Genomic DNA, 19,166 nt, shown 5'->3' with positions numbered 1-19,166 from the left:
GCCAGGGTGAGACCGGCAAGGTTCGCGATCACAGCTTTTCCACCCCCCGCTGGACCAGGCCCAGCAGCGCGAAGATCGCCACGGTGAGCACCGTGAACACCACGACAGACATTTCCAACCTCCTCGGCGCTCCGAGGTGAAGCGCCGAGGTGAGTGAAACGCCGATTCGGGCGCCGGCGTGGTTTCCTTACGACTTCTTGGCGGCCAAGCGCCCGGCCTTTGCGCGTTGTTGACGCCGAGGCCGCGCTGACCGGAAAAATGGCGTCAAGGTCGGGCCGATCCTCGTCAACACCCCGTAAAGATCCAGGTAGCAGCCGATGCCGGCCGGTAGAAAGTGGTCACCGGCGCGCGGTGGACGCGACCGGATCCCGCTCACGGAAAGAGAGATCGCGGTGTCTGCAGTGACCATTGCGGTGATCGCCGGGTTCGTCGGATCGCTGCTGACGATCCGGGCGCTGGGCCGGGCGAACCCGGCGCACGAGCCGATGACGGCCGTCGGTGTGTTGCCCGTGCGTGCGACGGACAACTCGCCGCGGCGCGCGATGATGGACCGGTGAAACGCGGACAGCTGCGCATCTACCTCGGTGCGGCGCCGGGTGTGGGCAAGACCTACGCCATGCTCGGCGAAGCGCACCGGCGGCGGGAACGCGGCCGCGACGTGGTGGCCGCCGTGGTGGAGACGCACGGCCGCACCAAGACCGCCGAGCTGCTCGACGGCATCGAGCGGATTCCGCCGAAGACCGTCGTCTACCGGGGCACCGCACTGCCCGAACTCGACGTCGACGCCGTGCTGGCCCGTCAACCCGCCGTGGTGCTCGTCGACGAACTGGCCCACACCAACGTCCCCGGCAGCGCGCACGAGAAGCGCTGGCAGGACGTGGAACAGCTGCTCGACGCCGGCATCGACGTGATCTCCACGGTGAACGTGCAGCACCTGGAGAGCCTCAACGACGTGGTCCGGCAGATCACCGGCATCGAGCAGCGCGAGACGGTGCCCGACGCGGTGGTGCGCGCCGCCGATCAGGTCGAGCTGGTCGACCTCACCCCGGAAGCGTTGCGGCGCAGGCTCTCCCACGGCAACGTCTACGCCGCCGACAAGGTCGACGCGGCGCTGCGCAACTACTTCCGGCCCGGCAACCTGACCGCCCTGCGCGAACTCGCGCTGCTGTGGCTGGCCGATCAGGTCGACGCCGCGCTCGCGAAATACCGGGCCGATCACCAGATCACCGAGCTGTGGGAGGCGCGCGAGCGGGTGGTCGTCGCGGTCACCGGCGGACCCGAATCCGAGACCATCGTGCGCCGGGCCGGGCGGATCGCGTCCAAGGCCAGCGCCGATCTGGTGGTGGTGCACGTGGTGCGCGGCGACGGACTGGCCGGGGTGTCGAGCGAGCGGATGAGCACGCTGCGCGAACTCGCGGCGGGCCTGGACGCCTCGCTGCACACGGTGACCGGCGACGACGTCCCCACCGCCCTGCTCGATTTCGCCCGCGAGATCAACGCGACGCAGCTGGTTCTGGGCACCTCGCGGCGGTCGCGCTGGGCCAGGATGCTCGACGAGGGCATCGGCGCCACGGTGGTGCAACGCTCGGGCAAGATCGACGTCCACATGGTGACCCACGAACACGCCCACCACGGGGCGCGCAAATGGCTGCGGCCACGCAGGCCGGTCACCGCGTGGCTGGCGGCGGTGCTGGTGCCGCTGCTGGTGAGCATGGTGTGCGGCGTGCTGCTGGATCGCTGGTTGCAGCTGGGCGGGCTCAGCGCGATGTTCTTCGTCGGCGTTGTCGCGGTCGCGCTGTTCGGCGGCGTGGTGCCCGCCGGGCTGTCCGCGCTGCTGTCGGGGCTGCTGCTGAACTGGTTCTACACCGATCCGCGCTACAGCCTCACCATCGCCGAGCCCGACAACTTCGTCACCGTGGTGGTGTTGCTGATCGTCGCGGTGGCCGTGGCGGCCCTGGTCGACGTGGCCGCCAAGCGAACGGTGCAGGCGCGCAAGGCCTCCCGCGAGGCCGAACTGCTCACGCTGTTCGCCGGCTCGGTGCTGCACGGCGCCGATCTGCCCAACCTGCTCGAACAGGTCCGCGAGACCTACGGCCAGCGCGCGGTGAGCGTGCGGTGCGGCGACCGGATCGTCGCCGCCGTCGGCCCGGAACCGCCGCAGCGGATCGCCGACGCCGAGACCGTCATCGAGGCGGGCGACGCGCGGAGTCACCTGCTGCTGTCGGGGCGCGCGATCACCGCCGCCGACCGGCCGGTGCTGAGCGCGGTCGCCAATCAGGCGGTCGGGCTGGTGCGGCAGGCGAAGCTGACCGAGGAGGCGGGCGCGGCCGCGGCGCTGCTCGAGGCCGACCGGTTGCGCCGGGCGCTGCTCTCGGCGGTCAGCCACGACCTGCGCACCCCGCTGGCGGGCGCCAAGGCGGCGGTGTCGAGCCTGCGCAGCGACGAGATCGAGTTCTCACCCGAGGACACCGGGGAGCTACTGGAAGCCATCGAGGAATCGGTCGACCAGCTCACCGCGCTGGTGGGCAATCTGCTCGACTCCTCCCGGCTCGCGGTCGGCGTCGTCAGCCCGCAGCCGCGGCAGGTGTACATGGACGAGGCGGTGCACCGGGCGCTGGTCAGCGTCGGCATGGGCACCCGTGGGCTGCGCCGCGCGGCGATGGACCGGGTGAAGGTGGAGGTCGGCGAGGTGTCCGTCCTCGCCGACAGTGGCCTGCTGGAACGGGTGCTGGCCAACCTGATCGACAACGCCCTGCGGCACTCCGGCCGCGAGACCCCGGTGCGGGTCACCGCCGAACCCGACGGCGACCGGGTGGCCGTCGCGGTCGTCGACGTGGGCCCCGGTGTCCCGGCCGGGACCGAGGAGCAGCTGTTCGAACCGTTCCAGCGGCTCGGCGACCGCGACAACACCACCGGCGTCGGCCTCGGCCTGTCGGTGGTGCGCGGTTTCGTCGAGGCGATGGGCGGCACGGTGCACGCCGAACCGACCCCCGGCGGCGGCCTGACCATGCTCGTCGACCTGCCCGCGGCCACGGTCCGAGCCCCGGACGCCGACGCCTCATGACAACCGAGGAAGGTGAGCACATGGGTAACTCATCGAGCACGGGCACACCCACCCCACCACCGGCCGACGACACCCACCACGCGCCCGAGTCCGGCCAGAAATCCCGGCGAGGCGGCACAGTGCTGGTGGTGGACGACGAGCCGCAGATCGTGCGCGCGCTGCGGATCAACCTGACGGTGCGCGGCTACGACGTCGTCACCGCGGGCAACGGCGCCGCCGCGTTGCGCGCCGCCGCCGAGAAGCACCCCGACGTCGTGATCCTCGACCTGGGCCTGCCCGACATGGACGGCATCGAGGTGCTCGCCGGGCTGCGCGGGTGGACCTCCGCGCCGGTGCTGGTGCTGTCGGCCCGGACCGACTCGGCCGACAAGGTCGAGGCGCTGGACGCGGGCGCCGACGACTACGTCACCAAACCGTTCGGGATGGACGAGCTGCTGGCCCGGCTGCGCGCGGCCGTGCGGCGCGGGGCGAGCGCGGCCGACAGCGTCGACCCGGTGGTCGTCACCGACGCGTTCACCGTCGACCTGGTCGCCAAGAAGGTCACCAAGCGCGGCGAGCCGGTGCACCTCACGCCCACCGAGTGGGGGATGCTCGAGATGCTGGTGCGGCATCGCGGAAAGCTGGTGGGGCGCAAGGAACTCCTGCGCGAGGTGTGGGGTCCCGCGTACGCTACCGAGACCCACTACCTGCGGGTCTATCTGGCCCAGCTGCGCCGCAAACTCGAGGACGACCCGGCCCACCCCCGGCACCTGCTCACCGAGGCGGGCATGGGGTACCGCTTCCAGGAGTGAGGCGTGCCCGGGGTCACCCCGCCGGAATGCCGCCGCGGGCGCGGACGTTCCCAGGCGTGAAACGTCTCCGACGCGAATGGCAGGATCTAGGACATGGCTGAGCAGAACGCACCCGTGACCACCGCGCCCACCGAGCTGTGGGTCGAGCGCACCGGCACCAGGGCCTACACCGGGCGCAGCAACCGCGGCGCCGAGGTACTGATCGCCTCGCAGGGCGTGGAAGGCGCGTTCACCCCCGGTGAACTGCTGAAGATCGCGCTGGCCGCCTGCACCGGACTCAGCTCCGACCTGCCGCTGTCGCGCCGCCTCGGCGACGACTTCGACGCCACCATCCGCGTCTACGGTGACGCCGACCGCGAGAACGAGCTGTACCCCCAGCTCGACGAGGTCCTCGAGCTCGACCTGTCGGAGCTGGACGAGGCCGCGCGCGAACGGCTGCTGGTCACCGTGCAGCGGGCCGTCGACAAGGTGTGCACCGTGGGCCGCACCCTCAAGGCGGGCACCAAGGTGACACTGAACTTCGCCGTCGACGCATGAGTGAACCGGCGCGGCTGAGCGCCTGGGTGCACGGCATGGTGCAGGGCGTGGGTTTCCGCTGGTGGACCCGTTCGCGCGCACTGGAACTCGGGCTGATCGGGTACGCCCGCAACCACGCCGACGGCCGGGTGCACGTGGTGGCCGAAGGACCACGAACGGCGGGCGAGAAGCTGCTCGAGCTGCTACGGTCCGGCCAGGCACCTGGCCGGGTCGAGCTGGTTGTGGAAAGCTGGGAGCCCGCGCGGGGCGACATGACGGGATTCGAGGAGCGCTAGTGGTGACTTCGGGGGCTAGGGGGCGGCAGCGGTGAGCACACAGAACCCTGGTCCGCCCGATCGGCCCGGCGAGCCCTCCGACGATGGCTCCGGCCGGTCCTCGTGGCAGCCACCGGATCCCGGGGCGGGCTGGCCGCCGCCCGATCCCGGGGCGGGGTGGCCACCGGCACCGCAGCAGCCGCCCGCCGCACCCGAACCACCCGCGGACCCGTCCGCGCGCCCGGGCCGGATGGCCAGGCAGGAACCCGGCGTCACGCAGCCGCGTCCGCCCACGGTCGCCGAGGCGCGAGCCCGCGACAAGGCGCGCAAGCAGGCCGACCAGGCGCAGCGCGCGGCCGCGGCGGCGGCCGAGGAGAAGAAGCGCACCAGGAAGCGGGTGATGATCGGCGGCGTCGCCATCGTCGGCGTCGCCGCGCTCGTCGGCGGCGGCTACCTGGCCTACCGCGCGATCACCGCGCCGGACCAGGTCACCGCCTCGTGCGTGCAGATCGACCAGAACGGCAACGAGATCGTCGTCCCCGACGACAACTGCGGTGACGGCAAGACCAACTTCCGCAGCGACACCAGCCACGGCGGCGCGGGCAGCCTGATCCTGCTCGGCTGGCCGCAGTACCGCTACCACTACGGCGGCACGCCGACCCTGGGCAAGCCGCCCGTCGGCGGCAGCTCGGTGAAGCCGCGCAACGCCACCATCACCACCAAGAGCGGCACCACGATCCAGCGCGGCGGGCTCGGCAGCAAGTCCACCGGCGGGAGCGGGTCCTAGTGCGGCGGACGACGAGTACGCCGCGACCGGGCTGGCAGCAGATCATCGAGAGTCAGGGCCTGGTCTACGGCGCGCCGGGCCGCGATGCCAGCGGCCAGCCGCGTCCGTATTGGGACGAGTCGGTGCACTACGAGTTCTCGATGGACGAGATCCTCGCGCTGGAAGCCGACGTGGAACTGCTGCAATCGATGTGCCTGCACGCGGCCGAGCAGGTGGTGCTCACCGAACGGTTCGCCGATTTCGGTCTGCCCGAATGGAGCTGGGGCCCGATCACCGAATCCTGGCGGCGCAGTGACCCGTACGTGTACGGCCGCTTCGACCTGCGCTACGACGCGCGTCGCCCGGCCAAGCTGCTCGAGTACAACGCCGACACCCCCACCTCGCTGCTCGAGGCCGCGATCATCCAGTGGCACTGGCTGCAGCAGGTGTATCCCGGTGGCGACCAATGGAATTCGCTGCACGAGAAGCTGGTGGAACGCTGGGGCACGCTGCGCGGCGTGCTGCCCGGCACCGAACTGCACTTCACCTGGTCGGGCGCCGACGCCACCGGCGAGGACAACGTGACCACCGCCTACATGCAGGAGACCGCCGCCGAGGCCGGGTTCGACACGGTCGCGCTGCCGATCGAGGAGATCGGTTTCGACACCGAGCTGCACCGCTTCGTCGACCTCGCCGAGGCGCCGATGGAGGCGGTCTTCAAGCTCTACCCGTGGGAGTGGATCCTCGACGACGACTTCGGCAAGCGCGTCGTCGAGAGCCTGCCCGCCACCGCCTGGATCGAGCCGCTGTGGACCACGCTGCTCAGCAACAAGGCGCTGCTGGCGGTGCTGTGGGAGATGTACCCGGGGCATCCGAACCTGCTGCCCGCCTACCTGGACAACCCGCACGAGCTCACCGAGTACATCCGCAAGCCCAAGCTGGGCCGCGAGGGCGCCAACATGACCATCGTCGGCGCGGGCATGGAGACCGCCACCGGCGGGGTCTACGGCGCCGAGGGCTTCGTCTACCAATTGCTGGACCCGCTGCCGGAATTCGACGGGATGCGCCCGGTGCTCGGCGCCTGGGTCGTCGGTGACACGGCGGCCGGGCTCGGCATCCGCGAAACCGCGGGCCTGATCACCGACGACGGCGCCGCCTTCGTCCCGCACCGCATCGTCGACTGACCCGTGACCACACAACACTGTTCGAAAGGACCACGATGACCGCCCTCGCCCTGGAATCGGGTTATTGGAGCGCGCTCGGTGAAGGCGTCGGCGCCATCATCCTGTACTGCCTGATCGGTCTGGTGCTGATGCTCATCGGCTTCTTCGCCATCGACCTGACCACCCCCGGCAAGCTGCGCGACCTGGTCGTCGCCGGCAAGCCCAACGCGCTGATCGTGTCCGCGGCGGGCATGGTGAGCATGGCGTTCATCGTCGTGTTCGCGGTGCTGGCCACCGGCGGCGTGAACAAGCTGTCCGAGGGGCTGATCGCCGCGGTGGTCTACGGCCTGGTCGGCATCGTCGCGCAGGTGGTCTCGGTGCGGGTGATCGAGAAGGTCACCGGCATCGACATCGGCCGCACCCTGCACGCCGAGACCTACACCCCCGAGGTGCTGGTGGTCGCGGCCGCGCACTTCGCGCTGGGTCTGGTGGTGGCGTTCGCCATCCTGTGATGCCGATCGGTTGACATCACACAGTGGAGGGTGGACGCTGGAACCAGCGGTCCACCGTGGTGGGTGAACGAGAGGATGCCGGCATGGACATCACACCGAGCACACGCGCGTCCGACGCCGAGCGCAACGCGATCGTCGCGCAGCTGGGCACCCACCTGGCCGACGGCCGCCTCGACCTGGCCGAATACGACCAGCGCGTCGCCAAGGTCTACGCCACCGCCACCCGCGACGAGCTCGCCGTGGTCCTCTCCGATCTGCCCGCGCTGACCAGCGAACAGCAGGCCGCCGCGGTCGCCGAACACAAGCCGCCTGTGCGCATCCCGGTCTGGCAGCGCATCGAGGCGGGCAGCTGGCTGGGCGTCAGCCTGATCACCGTGGTCATCTGGGGTCTCATCTCGCTCACCGCGGGCGAGCTCACCTACTTCTGGCCGATGTGGGTGATCGGTCCGTGGGGCGCGGTGCTGCTGTTCCGCGTGGTCACCGGCTGGGAGGCGACGCCGGGCACCCAGACCCATCTGCGCCAGCTCCAGAAGCAGATGAAGCACGTCCAGCACATGGATCCGCACAAGCCGCACTGAGCGGCGCCCGCGGACGGGCTGGTCGCGGAGCGGTTGCGGCAGCGGGCGTCGCCGGGCGGGCCGATACGTTCGGTGACGGCAGCCGCTTCCACTAGGCTCGGGGCTGCGTAGCGGTAGGTATGCTGACGCGGGCACATGGGTAACTCATCGGGGCCGCGTGCGCGGCATCCCCGCACCCGAGTCTGGCCCGAATCCCGGAGAGGCGGCACCGCGTGCATCTCAAGAGCTTGACCCTGAAGGGTTTCAAGTCCTTCGCGTCCGCGACCACGCTGCGCTTCGAACCGGGCATCACCTGCGTCGTCGGCCCGAACGGGTCGGGTAAGTCGAATGTCGTCGACGCCCTCACCTGGGTGATGGGCGAACAGGGTGCCAAGGCGCTGCGGGGCGGCAAGATGCAGGACGTCATCTTCGCCGGCACCGCGGGGCGCGCTCCGCTGGGGCGCGCCGAGGTGACGCTGACGATCGACAATTCCGACGGCGCGCTGCCGATCGACTACGCCGAGGTCTCGATCACCCGGCGGATGTTCCGCGACGGCGCGGGCGAGTACGAGATCAACGGCAGCAGCTGCCGGCTCATGGACGTGCAGGAACTGCTGTCGGACTCCGGCATCGGGCGCGAGATGCACGTCATCGTGGGGCAGGGCCAGCTCTCGGCGATCCTGGAGTCGCGTCCGGAGGACCGGCGCGCTTTTGTCGAAGAGGCCGCGGGCGTGCTCAAGCACCGCAGGCGCAAGGAGAAGGCGGTCCGCAAGCTCGACGCGATGCAGGCCAACCTGGCCCGGCTCACCGACCTCACCACCGAACTGCGTCGCCAGCTCAAGCCGCTGGGCAGGCAGGCCGAGGTGGCGCGGCGCGCGCAGACCGTGCAGGCCGACCTGCGCGACGCGCGACTGCGGCTGGCCGCCGACGACCTGGTCACCCGCCGCGGCGAACTGGCGTCCCAGCTCAGCAAGGAGGCCTACGCCCGCGAGCAGCAGATCACCGTGCAGTCCGAGCTCGACGCGGCCAATGCCGCGCTGGCCCAGCAGGAATTCCAGCTGTCGCGGCTGAGCCCGGGTGCCGAGGCCGCCGCGCAGACCTGGTTCCAGCTGTCCGCGCTGGCCGAACGGGTCAACGCCACCATCCGGATCGCCGGCGACCGGGCCAGGCATCTGCACACCGAGGTTCCGGTCGGGACCGGCCGCGACCCCGAGCAGCTCGAAGCCGAGGCCGACCGGATCGAGGCCGAGGAAGCCGAGCTGCGCTACGCGGTGGAAATGGCCACCGAGACCCTGGAGGCGGCCCGGGAAGCGCTGGCCGATCGCGAATACGCCGCCAAGGCCGCCGAGCAGGCGCATCTGGCCGCCGTGCGCGCCATCGCCGACCGGCGCGAGGGCCTGGCCCGGCTCTCCGGCCAGGTCGAGAACCTGCGGACCAAGGCGCAATCGGTGGACGCCGAGATCGCCCGGCTGTCGGTCGCGATCGCCGACGCCCGGCACCGCGGCGAGGCCGCCCAGGTCGAATACGACGCGGTGCAGGACGAACTCGGCGAACTCGACGCGGGGGAGAAGGGCCTGGACGCCCAGCACGAACACGCGGTCGCCGCCCTGGAACTGGCCGACGAGCGGGTCAGGGAACTGCGCGAACTCGACCGGGAGGCGAGCAAACTGGTCGCCCGGCTCGGTGCCCGCATCGAGGCGCTCGGGATGAACCTGGCCCGCAAGGACGGCGCGGCCTGGCTGCTCGAACACGGGGTGAGCGGTCTCGGCGACCGGCTCTCGGCGCGGCTGCGCGTCGACGCCGGCTTCGAGGCGGCCGTCGCGGCCCTGCTGGGCCCGTTGGCCGACGCCATCACCGCCGACACCGCCACCGTCGCCGACGCGGCCGTGCGCGAACTGCGCTCCGGCGACGGCGGCCGGGTCGCCTTCGTCTTCGCCACCGCCGGGCTGGTCCCCACCGAGCGTGGCGCGCTGCCCGCGGGCGCGCGCTGGCTGGCCGAGGTCGTCGACGGCGCCGAGGCGGTCCGCCCCGCGCTGGCGGCGCTCACCGCCGGGGTGGTGGTGGTCGACGATCTGGCCGCGGCCACCGGCCTCGTCGCCCAGCGTCCCGAGCTGCGGGTGGTCACCCGCGACGGCGACCTGGCCGGGTCCGGCTGGATCGTCGGCGGGTCGGAGCGGATGCCCAGCCAGCTCGAGGTGCAGGCCGAGATCGACACCGCCACCGCCGAACTGGCGGCCGCCCAGCGCCGCGCCGAGGAACTGGAAGCGGCACTGGCCGGCGCGCTGGCCGAGCAGACCGACCGCAAGGAATCCGCCGATCACGCGCTGATGGCGCTGCACGAATCCGATCAGGCGCTGCTGGCCATCTACGACCGGCTGGCCCGCGTCGGCCAGACCGCGCGCTCGGCACAGACCGAGGGTGAACGCCTGTCCGGGCAGCGGGCCGAGGCCGAGGCGGCGCGGGAGAAGTCCCTGGCCTCGCTCGCCGAGCTGGAGGACCGGCTGCGGCACGCGGAGATGGAACACGACGGCTCCGACGACAGCTTCGGCGCCGCGGGCACCGAGACCGCGGGCCGCGAACGCGAGGAGGCCGCGGCCGCGCTCGCCGAGGCGCGCACCATGGAGGTCGAGGCCCGGCTGGCCGTGCGCACCGCCGAGGAACGCGCCGAATCGGTACGCGGCAAAGCGGATTCGCTGCGCCGGGCCGCCCGCGCCGAACGCGAGTCCCGCGCCCGCGCCGAACGCGCGCAGGCCGCGCGCCGGCAGGCCGCCGCCGTGGCCGCCGCGGTGGCGGGCTCGGGCGCCAAGATCGCGCACGAGCTCGAACAGGTCGTGGCCGCGGCCGCCGCCCGCCGCGACGAACTGGTCCGCAGGCGCGGGGAGTGCGCCGCCGCGCTGGAGCAGGTGAAGGAACGTGCCCGCGCGCTGACCACCCAGCTGGCCCAGCTCACCGACGCCGTGCACCGCGACGAGGTCGCCAAAGCCCAGGCGGCGCTGCGCATCGAACAGCTCGAGACCACCATCTCCGAGCAGTTCGGCATCGCGCTGGCCGACCTGGTCGCCGAGTACGGCCCCGATGTGCCGCTGCCGCCGTCGGCGCTGGAGCTGCAGGAGTACGAGGATGCCAAGGGGCGCGGCGAGGAGGTCACCGCACCGCAGCCGATGCCCTACGACCGCGCGAGCCAGGAACGCCGGGCCAAGCGCGCCGAGAAGGACCTGACCACGCTCGGCAAGGTGAATCCGCTGGCGCTCGAGGAGTTCGCGGCGCTCGAGGAACGCTACAACTTCCTGGCCACCCAGCTGGAGGACGTCAAGAACGCGCGCAAGGACCTCCTGGACGTGGTCGCCGAGGTCGACGCCCGCATCCTGCAGGTGTTCACCGAGGCCTACGCCGATGTGGAACGCGAGTTCGTCGGGGTGTTCGCCAAGCTGTTCCCCGGCGGTGAGGGCCGGCTGGTGCTCACCGATCCCTCCGACATGCTCACCACCGGGATCGAGGTGGAGGCCAGGCCGCCGGGCAAGAAGGTCAAGCGGCTCTCGCTGCTCTCGGGTGGCGAGAAGTCGCTGACCGCGGTCGCGTTGCTGGTCAGCATCTTCCGCGCGCGGCCGTCGCCGTTCTATGTGATGGACGAGGTCGAGGCGGCGCTGGACGACACCAACCTGCGCAGGCTCATCGGCCTGTTCGAACAGCTGCGGGAGAAGAGCCAGCTGATCGTCATCACCCACCAGAAGCCGACCATGGAGATCGCCGACGCGCTGTACGGCGTGAGCATGCGCGGTGACGGCATCACCCAGGTGATCTCGCAGCGGCTGAACCGGGCCGAGGTGTCGGACCCCGATCCGGTGGGGGCCAACGTCTAGTCCCACTGTGTGGGATTGTGAAATTGCAACGCGTTTCATTGTGCTGGTGCGCTGTTAGCGTGCCAGAGATGAAACGTGTTACAGCATCTCTCGTGGTCGGCGTCGCGGCCGTGCTGCTCGCCCCGCTGCCCGCCGCGGGCGCCGACACCGGCTCGTCCTCGCTCTCCGGCGGCGGGTCGTCGTCGCTGTCGGGGAACAAGACCGAGCTGCCGCCGTACGCGCAGTGGCTCGGTGAGATCGTCCCCGTGGTGGCCGAGGCGAAGACCTACCTCGCGGGCAGGCTGCCCGGCGCGACCAAGCCGGCGATCGTGTTCGACATCGACAACACCACGCTGGAGACCTCCTACAACACCGGCCTGCTCATCCCGGCCATCCAGCCGGTGCGGGAACTGGCGATCTGGGCGAAGCAGAACGGTGCGGCGATCATCTTCGTCACCGGCAGGCCCGCCCTGGTCAACGCCTATTCGGAGGCCAACCTGACCTCGGTGGGCTACCCGGTGGACGACCTCTACGGCAGCGCGCCGACCACGCTGTCGGCGGGCAATGCCGGTCTGGCCGAATACAAGACGGCCAGTCGCGCCGACATCGAGGGCAAGGGCTACACGATCGTCGCCAACATCGGCAACAGTCCCTCGGACCTGTCCGGCGGGCACGCCGAACGCACCTTCAAGTTCCCGGACTACAACGGCGCGCTGAACTGAGATGCGCGCTCGGTCGCATCGGCGCCGGGCGGACGGGCATCCGCTCGGCGCCGGGGCGTGGTCCTCACCCCGCGTCACGCTGTTCGGGGCCGGTCGAGTCGCGGGGGCCGACGGCGACCAGGATCGCCGCGAGACCGATGGCGAGTGCCGCGAGCACGGCCGTCGCGGTCCAGCCGAACCAGGCGACCGCGGCCGCGCCGAACGCGGTGCCCAGGCTGCCGCCCACGAAGTAGGTCACCATGTAGGCGCTGTTGAAGCGCGCGGGGGCGGTCGGATCGATCGCCAGCACGGTGCTCTGGTTGGCGACCTGGGCGGCGAAGAGCCCGGCGTCGAACAGCGCGAGGCAGACGAGGGTCAGCGCGGTGCCGGTGAGCGCGCCGCCGAGGCAGAGCGCGGCGGCTCCCGCCACCGCCAGCCCGATCAGGACCACGCGGCGCGGACCGACCCGGTCGGTCCAGGTGCCCGCGACCCGCGTCGCCGCGATGCCCGACAGCCCGGCCAGCGCGTACAGGCCGATCCGTTCCGCCGAGTACGAGAACGGCGGTCCGGCCAGGGCCACGGCGAGCCCGCTCCACACCGCGCAGAACGCGAAGAACCACAGCGCGCCGCGGATCGACGCGCTGCGCAGCGTCGCGTGGCCTGCCACGAGCCCGGGCAGGGAGCGCAGCGTCGCGAGGTAACCCCGATCGGCCGCGCCGCGCGTGCCGGGCAGCAGAACCAGGCACGCGAGCGCCACGCACGCGCAGGCCGCGGCCACCGTGAGCTGCATGGCGCGCCAGCCGATCTCGTCGGCCAGCCTGCCGCCGACCATCCGTCCCGCCAGAATTCCGGCGGAGATCCCCGCGGTGACGATTCCGAGAACCGTGGCACGACGCCGCGCCGGAGCGAGCCGGGCCGCCACCGAGCTGAGCCCGGCGCCCACCGCCGAACAGGCGCCGACCACACCGATCACCAGCCCGAGCTGCCACGCGGTGCCTGCACCCGCGCACATCGCCGACGCCAGGGCCAGCACCCCGAACTGGATCGCGAGCAGACGCGAGGGCGGGAAGCGGTCGGCCAGCGGCACCAGCAGCGCGAGCCCGATCAGATACCCGACCGGCCCACCCGCCAGCGCCACCCCCACCACGGCGATCGACGTTCCCATCGAGTTCGCGACCTCGGCGACGGCGGGCTGCAACGGATACACCGCCGCGGTCCCCAACGCCGCGGCGAACGACATGAACCACACGACAGAGCCGGAGAGGGGAGTCCTGGTGCGCGGCACGGCAACGAGTTCGGCATTCACACCGACCGACGGTAAGAATCCGCCGCACCGGCCGCTGGCGGAATCCCGCCATCACCGTCCGGCACCGACACACGGCCGTCGGCCGGTCGGTGACTCGGTGGCCGTCGACGTCGCGCACTGCCACGCGGACGGGCGGGTGGGACTCGCCGGATCCGGGGCCGGGCTAGGTCACCGGGTAGGAGTTTTCCAGTCGGGCAAGGATTTTCGTCGCGCCGCCGGTGCTGAGCCAGTCGCGCAGGCTGGTGAGGTCCGGGTTCAGGCGGCGCAGGCCGGAAAGGTTGGCGTGCCACCCGCCGGATTCGCGGATCAGCCGCCAGGTGTTGCCCAGCTGGGGGCCGATCGCCTCGGCTTCGGCCTCGGTGATCTCGCGGTAGCGGACCGGCCGGCCGACGGCCGCGCTGATGGTGGCGGCCGCCTCGACGGGGGTCGGGGCGTCGCCGGCCAGTTCGAGGGCGCGACCGTGCCAGCCCACGGGATCGGCGAAGGCGAGGGTGGCGAACGCGGCGATGTCGGCGACGGCGATCATCTGCAGCGGCCGGTCGGCGGGGAACAGGTGGGGGTGTTCGCCTCCCGCGCGGACGCCGTCGACGGGCGAGCCTTCGAGCAGGTAGTTCTCCATGAACCGGACCGGGCGCAGCAGGGTGTAGCGCAGTTCGGTCGCGGCGATGGCGTCCTCGATGCGGCGCTTGCCCTCCTGACCCCAGGACTCCGCCGTGCCCAGCGTGGCGATGCCGGAGAAGACGATCTGTTCGGCCCCGGCCGCGCGCGCCGCCTCGACCACGGCGACGCCACGCTGCGCCTCGACGCCCGCCGTCCACCCGCTCGGGCCGTAATCGGCTGGGGGAACCAGGAATACGGCCCGCACGCCGAGGGCGGCGGTGCGCAGCGAGGCTGGATCGTCGAAATCGCCGATCGCCAGGTCGGCGCCGGCCTCGGCCAGGGCGCGGGCCGCCGGCGCGGCGGGATCGCGGACGAAAGCGCGGACCGGATGGCCGGCGGCGAGCAGAGCGCGCGCGGTGGCGCCGCCCTGCTTGCCGGTGGCGCCGGTGACCAGAACGGGATGTGCGGATGACATGGCGGATGAGCTCCGTTTCGTTGCCTAGAATCGGGCCGGGCGACCCGTATTCCGGACGGTACGGACGGTCGGCCCCGGCCGGCCAGCGATGGATGTGGGAAGGCGTAACGAAATGACCGTCGACAACGTCGTGGAACCGGCCCTGCGCGCGGACGCGCGGCGCAACCGCGCGCTCGTGCTGGCCGCGGCCCAGCGCGCGCTCGCCGAGCGGGGCGCCGGAGTGTCGCTGGCCGAGGTGGCGCGCCGGGCCGGGGTCGGCGCGGGCACGGTGCACCGGCACTTCCCGACCAAGACGGACCTGCTGGAGGCGGTGATGCAGCAGCGGGTCGACCGGCTGGCCGCACGCGCCGCCGAACATCTCGCCGATCCGGATCCGGGCGCGGCGTTCTTCGCGCTGTGCACGCACGTCATCGTCACCACGCCGGGCAACAAGGATTTGTGCGACCTGGTGCAGTCCGACGACGGCTGGCCCCGTGCGCTGCTGCGCGGCGCGGGCAACCGCTTCCATCGCGCCCTGGGCGCGTTGCTGGCCGCGGCGCAACGTCAGGGCGCGGTCCGCCCCGATGTCGTGGTCACCGATGTGCTCGACATCTTCACCGGCTGCGTGGCGATCCAGCGCCACCGCCGCCAGGGCGACCCGCTGGCGCCCGCCGTCACCCTCGTCCTCGACGCCCTGCGCGCCGTCCCGTCACCCGTCACGAAACACGCCACACCCGACCGTGACGAAACGACCACCCGTGACGAAACACCACGCTGCCCGATCTGCACCGGCCCGATCCACCGCTCCGCCACCGGCCGCCCGCCTCGCTACTGCTCCCCGGCCTGCCGCCAGAAAGCCCACCGCCGCCGCCACACCCCAGCCACGGACGAACCCCGGGTACGGCGCTAGAGCAGATCGCTGACGTCGTCGGGGACGTCGACCGCGTACTTGCGCAGGATGTCCATGGAGATGACCTCCAGCGCGTTCTCGTGTGTCGCGGCGAGCACCACCGGCGCGGCGACACCGTCCTCGTGGGCGTGCAGCCATCGCACCGCTACCACGCACCAGCGATCTCCCGGCTGCAGACCGGGGAAGTTGTTCTCCGGACGCGGAGTACTGAGGTCGTTGCCGATGGACGCCTGATGCTCCAGGAATTCCGCCGTCACGACGGTGCACACGGTGTGGCTGCCGAGATCCTCCGGACCGGTGCTGCAGCAGCCGTCCCGGTAGAAGCCCGTGAGAGGATCGGTGCCGCACTCTTCCAGCGGCCCCCCAAGCACGTTTCGATCGGTCACGCCGCCGATCCTATGGGTCCGGCGCCAGAAGTTCCGCAGGACAACGAATCTGTAGTGTTTCCCCGGCGTGCCGACGGCGGGCGCCGCGGCCCACCGACCCGCCGGGCCGACGCCGCCGACGTGCCGGAATCGGTCGCCCGAATAGACTCGGCCGGGTGAGTTCGCAAGCGTGGATCCTGATCGCCGCGATCGCCGCCGTCCTGGTGGTGGCGCTCGTCGCGGGTTTCGTCCTGTACAAGCGGCGCCAGATCTCCCTGGCCCCGCCGGAGCCGGACAAGGAGCTGACCGACCGGTCGGGTGGTTACACCGCCGCCGGTGGATTCAGTTTCAGTCAGGGCGGGTCGGCGGCCACGCTGCCGCGGCCCGAACCGGTCGGTGAGCGCACCGACGACGAGGGGCAGCCGCACGTCGGCGACGACGCCGCCGTCCCGCGCGACGCTCCCCGCCGCGGTATCACCAACGTCCCGCTGCCCGAGGCCGACGTGGAGTCCGCCGAGCCGGTGGTGGTCCCCGACGACCTGAGCTCCCTCGACACCACGCCCGCCACCGACACCGCGCCCGCCGACACCGCCCCGGCCGACACCGCGCCCACCGAGACCGCTCCGGCCGACAGCGCACCCACCGAGACGGCCCCGGCCGACGCACCGCAGGTCGACACCGCGCCCGCCGAGACCGCCCCGGCCGAGCCGGCCACCGAAGCTCCCACCGACACCGTCGCCGCGGAGATCGAGCAGATCGATCCCACCTCCGGCCGCCTGGTCCGCCTGCGCGGCCGCCTGTCGCGCTCCCAGAACGCCGTCGGCAAGAGCCTGCTCGGCCTGCTCGGCGGCGGCGATCTCGACGAGGACTCCTGGGAGGAGATCGAGGACACCCTGGTCCTGGCCGATATCGGCACCGCCAGCACGGCCAAGATCGTCGCCCGCCTGCGCGAGGAGATGGCCTCGCGCAGCGTCCGCACCCCGGAGCAGGCCCGCACGGCCCTGCGTGACGTGCTGATCGAGGCCCTGCGACCCGAGCTGGACCGGTCCATCCACGCCCTGCCGCACGCCGATCACCCGTCGATCCTGCTGGTCGTCGGCGTCAACGGCACCGGCAAGACCACCACCACCGGCAAGCTGGCCCGGGTCCTGGTCGCCGACGGCCGCCGGGTGCTGCTCGGCGCCGCCGACACCTTCCGCGCCGCCGCCGCCGACCAGCTGCAGACCTGGGGCGAACGGGTCGGCGCCGAGACCGTGCGCGGCAAGGAGGCCGCCGACCCGGCCGCCGTCGCCTTCGACGCGGTCACGGCGGGCATCGATCGCGGCGTCGACGCCGTCCTCATCGACACCGCCGGCCGCCTGCACACCAAGACCGGCCTGATGGACGAGCTGGGCAAGGTCAAGCGGGTGGTGGAGAAGAAGGCCGAGGTCGACGAGGTGCTGCTGGTGCTGGACTCCACCGTCGGCCAGAACGGGCTGATGCAGGCGCGGGTGTTCGCCGACGTCGTCGACATCACCGGCGTGGTGCTGACCAAGCTGGACGGCACCGCCAAGGGCGGCATCGTCTTCCAGGTCCAGCACGAGCTCGGTGTTCCGGTGAAGCTCGTCGGGCTGGGGGAGGGCGCCGACGATCTGGCGCCGTTCGAGCCCGGCGCCTTCGTCGACGCCCTGCTCGGCGGCGCCGCGTAACCCACTCCACCCTGCCCGCCCGATTCCCGCGATCGGGCGGGCAGTGCTGTGTCCAGGGGAAACACCCTGTCCGCCTCCCCGCGCGAACCCGCGGCGAACCGCACACTCGTACCAGCCTCACCGTGAGCCGACAGGCTGTGGCCAACCCCACGAAACCTGGAAGCAACACAACCGCGCTATCCGTTCACTCAGGTGAAACACCACAGCTCAACGGATGAAACACCGAGTGGCGACCCTTCTGTACAGGTCCTTGAGCCGTCATCGGCGAGGCCCGAGATGAGGAGGAAGACAAGGTGGCATTTCCACTGATCGGTACACCGGATACCGGTGACACCGCTTGGATGCTGGCGTCGGCAGCGCTCGTGCTGTTGATGACGCCGGGTCTGGCGTTCTTCTACGGCGGTATGGTCCGTGGCAAGAACGTGCTGAACATGATCATGATGAGCATCTCCGCGATGGGCGTGGTCACCGTCCTGTGGGTTCTCTACGGCTTCTCGATGGCCTTCGGTGAGGACAAGGGCAACCTCGTCGGTGACCCCCTCCAGTACTTCGGCCTGAAGAGCATCTTCGGCGGCACCGGTGCCGATTCGCCCGGTATCCCGCTGTTCACGGCCACGCCGGAGGACCCGACGGCCCCGATCACCGCGGGCATCCCGCTGACGGTGTTCGTCGCCTTCCAGCTCATGTTCGCGATCATCACCGTCGCACTCATCTCGGGCGCGGTCGCCGACCGCCTGAAGTTCGGCTCGTGGCTCGTATTTGCCGGAATCTGGGCCACGGTCGTCTACTTCCCCGTCGCGCACTGGGTCTTCGCCTTCGACGGCTACACCGCCGAGCAGGGCGGCTGGATCGCCAACAACCTCAAGGCCATCGACTTCGCCGGTGGTACCGCGGTGCACATCAACGCCGGTGCGGCGGGCCTGGTGCTCTGCCTGATCCTGGGCAAGCGCAAGGGCTGGCCGAAGTCCCCGTTCCGTCCGCACAACCTGCCGTTCGTGATGCTCGGCGCCGGTCTGCTGTGGTTCGGCTGGTACGGCTTCAACGCCGGTTCGGCGCTGGGCGCCAACGGCATCGCCGGTGCCACCTTCGTCACCACCACGGTCGCCACCGCCGCCGCCATGCTCGCCTGGCTGCTGGTGGAGCGCATCCGTGACGGTCACCCGACCTCCCTCGGCGCCGCCTCCGGCATCGTGGCCGGTCTGGTCGCGATCACCCCGGCCTGTTCCTCGGTGAACGTGGTCGGCGCGCTGGCCATCGGTGTGGTCTCGGGTGCGCTGTGCGCCCTGGCCGTCGGCCTGAAGTTCCGCTTCGGCTTCGACGACTCGCTCGACGTGGTCGGCGTCCACCTGGTCGGTGGTCTGGTCGGCACCCTGATGGTCGGCCTGGTCGCCACGGCCGAAGCTCCCGCAGCCGTCGAGGGTCTGTTCTACGGTGGTGGAGTCGAGCAGTTGAAGCTGCAGGCGGTCGGAGCCTTCACCGTCCTGGCCTACTCGCTCGTCGTGACGGCCGTCATCGCGTACGCGATCAAGTTCACCATCGGTCTGCGCGCGAGTGACGAGGCCGAGTCGGCGGGCCTGGACGAGTCCGAGCACGCGGAAACCGCTTACGATTTCGCTGCTGTGGGTGGCACGGCACGCTCGCTCGTCAAGGAGGCATGAC

Annotated in this window: 18 protein-coding genes; 14 read left to right on the top strand and 4 right to left on the bottom strand. The window is 71.4% G+C overall.

Annotation, left to right across the window (positions count from 1 at the left end; all coding sequences use genetic code 11):
• Positions 1-28: 28 nt before the first annotated feature.
• Positions 29-112, bottom strand: a complete 84-nt coding sequence (locus EL493_RS33335) for a potassium-transporting ATPase (protein WP_267890436.1) — start codon at positions 110-112, stop codon at positions 29-31.
• A 280-nt stretch (positions 113-392) separates the two neighbouring features.
• Here EL493_RS33335 and EL493_RS32105 point away from each other — a divergent pair, with 280 nt between their 5' ends.
• The 11 genes from EL493_RS32105 to EL493_RS26655 all read left to right on the top strand — a co-directional run bounded on the left by EL493_RS32105 (position 393) and on the right by EL493_RS26655 (position 12,205).
• Entirely contained in the window at positions 393-557 is a 165-nt protein-coding gene (locus tag EL493_RS32105; protein WP_022565582.1) for a hypothetical protein, read from the top strand.
• Positions 554-3,064: a sensor histidine kinase gene (locus EL493_RS26700; protein WP_019048234.1), complete on the top strand. Its 2,511-nt coding sequence runs from the start codon at positions 554-556 to the stop codon at positions 3,062-3,064. Before EL493_RS32105 ends, EL493_RS26700 begins: the two co-directional genes overlap by 4 nt.
• 119 nt (positions 3,065-3,183) lie before the next feature.
• Entirely contained in the window at positions 3,184-3,855 is a 672-nt protein-coding gene (locus tag EL493_RS26695) for a response regulator (protein WP_019048233.1), read from the top strand.
• A 93-nt stretch (positions 3,856-3,948) separates the two neighbouring features.
• Positions 3,949-4,392, top strand: coding sequence for an OsmC family protein (locus EL493_RS26690; protein WP_019048232.1), 444 nt, complete (start codon positions 3,949-3,951; stop codon positions 4,390-4,392).
• Positions 4,389-4,667, top strand: a complete 279-nt coding sequence (locus tag EL493_RS26685) for an acylphosphatase (RefSeq protein WP_019048231.1) — start codon at positions 4,389-4,391, stop codon at positions 4,665-4,667. Before EL493_RS26690 ends, EL493_RS26685 begins: the two co-directional genes overlap by 4 nt.
• Positions 4,668-4,896: 229 nt before the next feature.
• Positions 4,897-5,433, top strand: a complete 537-nt coding sequence (locus EL493_RS26680) for a hypothetical protein (RefSeq protein ID WP_019048230.1) — start codon at positions 4,897-4,899, stop codon at positions 5,431-5,433.
• Positions 5,433-6,596 carry a glutathionylspermidine synthase family protein gene (locus tag EL493_RS26675; RefSeq protein WP_019048229.1) on the top strand — a complete coding sequence of 388 codons (1,164 nt, stop codon included), beginning with the start codon at positions 5,433-5,435 and terminating at the stop codon, positions 6,594-6,596. Before EL493_RS26680 ends, EL493_RS26675 begins: the two co-directional genes overlap by 1 nt.
• A 35-nt stretch (positions 6,597-6,631) precedes the next feature.
• Positions 6,632-7,087 (top strand): DUF350 domain-containing protein, encoded by a 456-nt coding sequence (locus EL493_RS26670; RefSeq protein WP_019048228.1) that lies wholly within the window; start codon positions 6,632-6,634, stop codon positions 7,085-7,087.
• 83 nt (positions 7,088-7,170) lie between these two features.
• The gene (locus EL493_RS26665) at positions 7,171-7,665 is read left to right on the top strand and encodes a DUF1707 SHOCT-like domain-containing protein (protein WP_022565585.1); all 495 of its coding nucleotides are present in this window, start codon (positions 7,171-7,173) and stop codon (positions 7,663-7,665) included.
• 212 nt (positions 7,666-7,877) lie between these two features.
• Positions 7,878-11,504 (top strand): chromosome segregation protein SMC, encoded by a 3,627-nt coding sequence (gene smc / locus EL493_RS26660; RefSeq protein WP_019048226.1) that lies wholly within the window; start codon positions 7,878-7,880, stop codon positions 11,502-11,504.
• A 68-nt stretch (positions 11,505-11,572) separates the two neighbouring features.
• Positions 11,573-12,205 (top strand): HAD family acid phosphatase, encoded by a 633-nt coding sequence (locus tag EL493_RS26655; protein WP_030202931.1) that lies wholly within the window; start codon positions 11,573-11,575, stop codon positions 12,203-12,205.
• Between the two features lie 64 nt (positions 12,206-12,269).
• Here the strand turns inward: EL493_RS26655 and EL493_RS26650 are convergent, their stop codons facing one another.
• Entirely contained in the window at positions 12,270-13,490 is a 1,221-nt protein-coding gene (locus EL493_RS26650) for an MFS transporter (protein WP_022565586.1), read from the bottom strand.
• A gap of 163 nt (positions 13,491-13,653) precedes the next feature.
• Positions 13,654-14,565 carry an NmrA family NAD(P)-binding protein gene (locus EL493_RS26645; RefSeq protein WP_019048223.1) on the bottom strand — a complete coding sequence of 304 codons (912 nt, stop codon included), beginning with the start codon at positions 14,563-14,565 and terminating at the stop codon, positions 13,654-13,656.
• A gap of 112 nt (positions 14,566-14,677) precedes the next feature.
• Between EL493_RS26645 and EL493_RS26640 the strand changes: the two genes are divergently transcribed.
• The gene (locus EL493_RS26640) at positions 14,678-15,454 is read left to right on the top strand and encodes a TetR/AcrR family transcriptional regulator (RefSeq protein ID WP_019048222.1); all 777 of its coding nucleotides are present in this window, start codon (positions 14,678-14,680) and stop codon (positions 15,452-15,454) included.
• Here the strand turns inward: EL493_RS26640 and EL493_RS26635 are convergent.
• Positions 15,451-15,840: a DUF2237 family protein gene (locus EL493_RS26635; RefSeq protein ID WP_019048221.1), complete on the bottom strand. Its 390-nt coding sequence runs from the start codon at positions 15,838-15,840 to the stop codon at positions 15,451-15,453. The genes EL493_RS26640 and EL493_RS26635 overlap by 4 nt on opposite strands.
• 155 nt (positions 15,841-15,995) lie before the next feature.
• Here EL493_RS26635 and ftsY point away from each other — a divergent pair, with 155 nt between their 5' ends.
• Together ftsY and EL493_RS26625 are read left to right on the top strand one after the other, a co-directional pair.
• The gene (ftsY, locus tag EL493_RS26630; protein WP_019048220.1) at positions 15,996-17,507 is read left to right on the top strand and encodes a signal recognition particle-docking protein FtsY; all 1,512 of its coding nucleotides are present in this window, start codon (positions 15,996-15,998) and stop codon (positions 17,505-17,507) included.
• 341 nt (positions 17,508-17,848) lie between these two features.
• Positions 17,849-19,165 (top strand): ammonium transporter, encoded by a 1,317-nt coding sequence (locus tag EL493_RS26625; RefSeq protein ID WP_019048219.1) that lies wholly within the window; start codon positions 17,849-17,851, stop codon positions 19,163-19,165.
• Position 19,166 lies beyond the last annotated feature (1 nt).

Origin of the sequence: Nocardia asteroides, from assembly GCF_900637185.1 — a bacterium.
Taxonomy (GTDB): domain Bacteria; phylum Actinomycetota; class Actinomycetes; order Mycobacteriales; family Mycobacteriaceae; genus Nocardia; species Nocardia asteroides.
Note: the sequence above shows the minus strand (reverse complement) of the source record. Positions and strands in the feature narration are given on the sequence as shown.

Coding starts and splice junctions, on each gene's coding strand:
- EL493_RS33335 (WP_267890436.1), bottom strand. CDS start 112: ATGTCTGTCGTGGTGTTCACGGTGCTCACCGTGGCGATCTTCGCGCTG.
- EL493_RS26690 (WP_019048232.1), top strand. CDS start 3,949: ATGGCTGAGCAGAACGCACCCGTGACCACCGCGCCCACCGAGCTGTGG.
- EL493_RS26685 (WP_019048231.1), top strand. CDS start 4,389: ATGAGTGAACCGGCGCGGCTGAGCGCCTGGGTGCACGGCATGGTGCAG.
- EL493_RS26680 (WP_019048230.1), top strand. CDS start 4,897: ATGGCCAGGCAGGAACCCGGCGTCACGCAGCCGCGTCCGCCCACGGTC.
- EL493_RS26670 (WP_019048228.1), top strand. CDS start 6,632: ATGACCGCCCTCGCCCTGGAATCGGGTTATTGGAGCGCGCTCGGTGAA.
- EL493_RS26665 (WP_022565585.1), top strand. CDS start 7,171: ATGGACATCACACCGAGCACACGCGCGTCCGACGCCGAGCGCAACGCG.
- EL493_RS26655 (WP_030202931.1), top strand. CDS start 11,573: ATGAAACGTGTTACAGCATCTCTCGTGGTCGGCGTCGCGGCCGTGCTG.
- EL493_RS26645 (WP_019048223.1), bottom strand. CDS start 14,565: ATGTCATCCGCACATCCCGTTCTGGTCACCGGCGCCACCGGCAAGCAG.
- EL493_RS26640 (WP_019048222.1), top strand. CDS start 14,678: ATGACCGTCGACAACGTCGTGGAACCGGCCCTGCGCGCGGACGCGCGG.
- EL493_RS26625 (WP_019048219.1), top strand. CDS start 17,849: ATGCTGGCGTCGGCAGCGCTCGTGCTGTTGATGACGCCGGGTCTGGCG.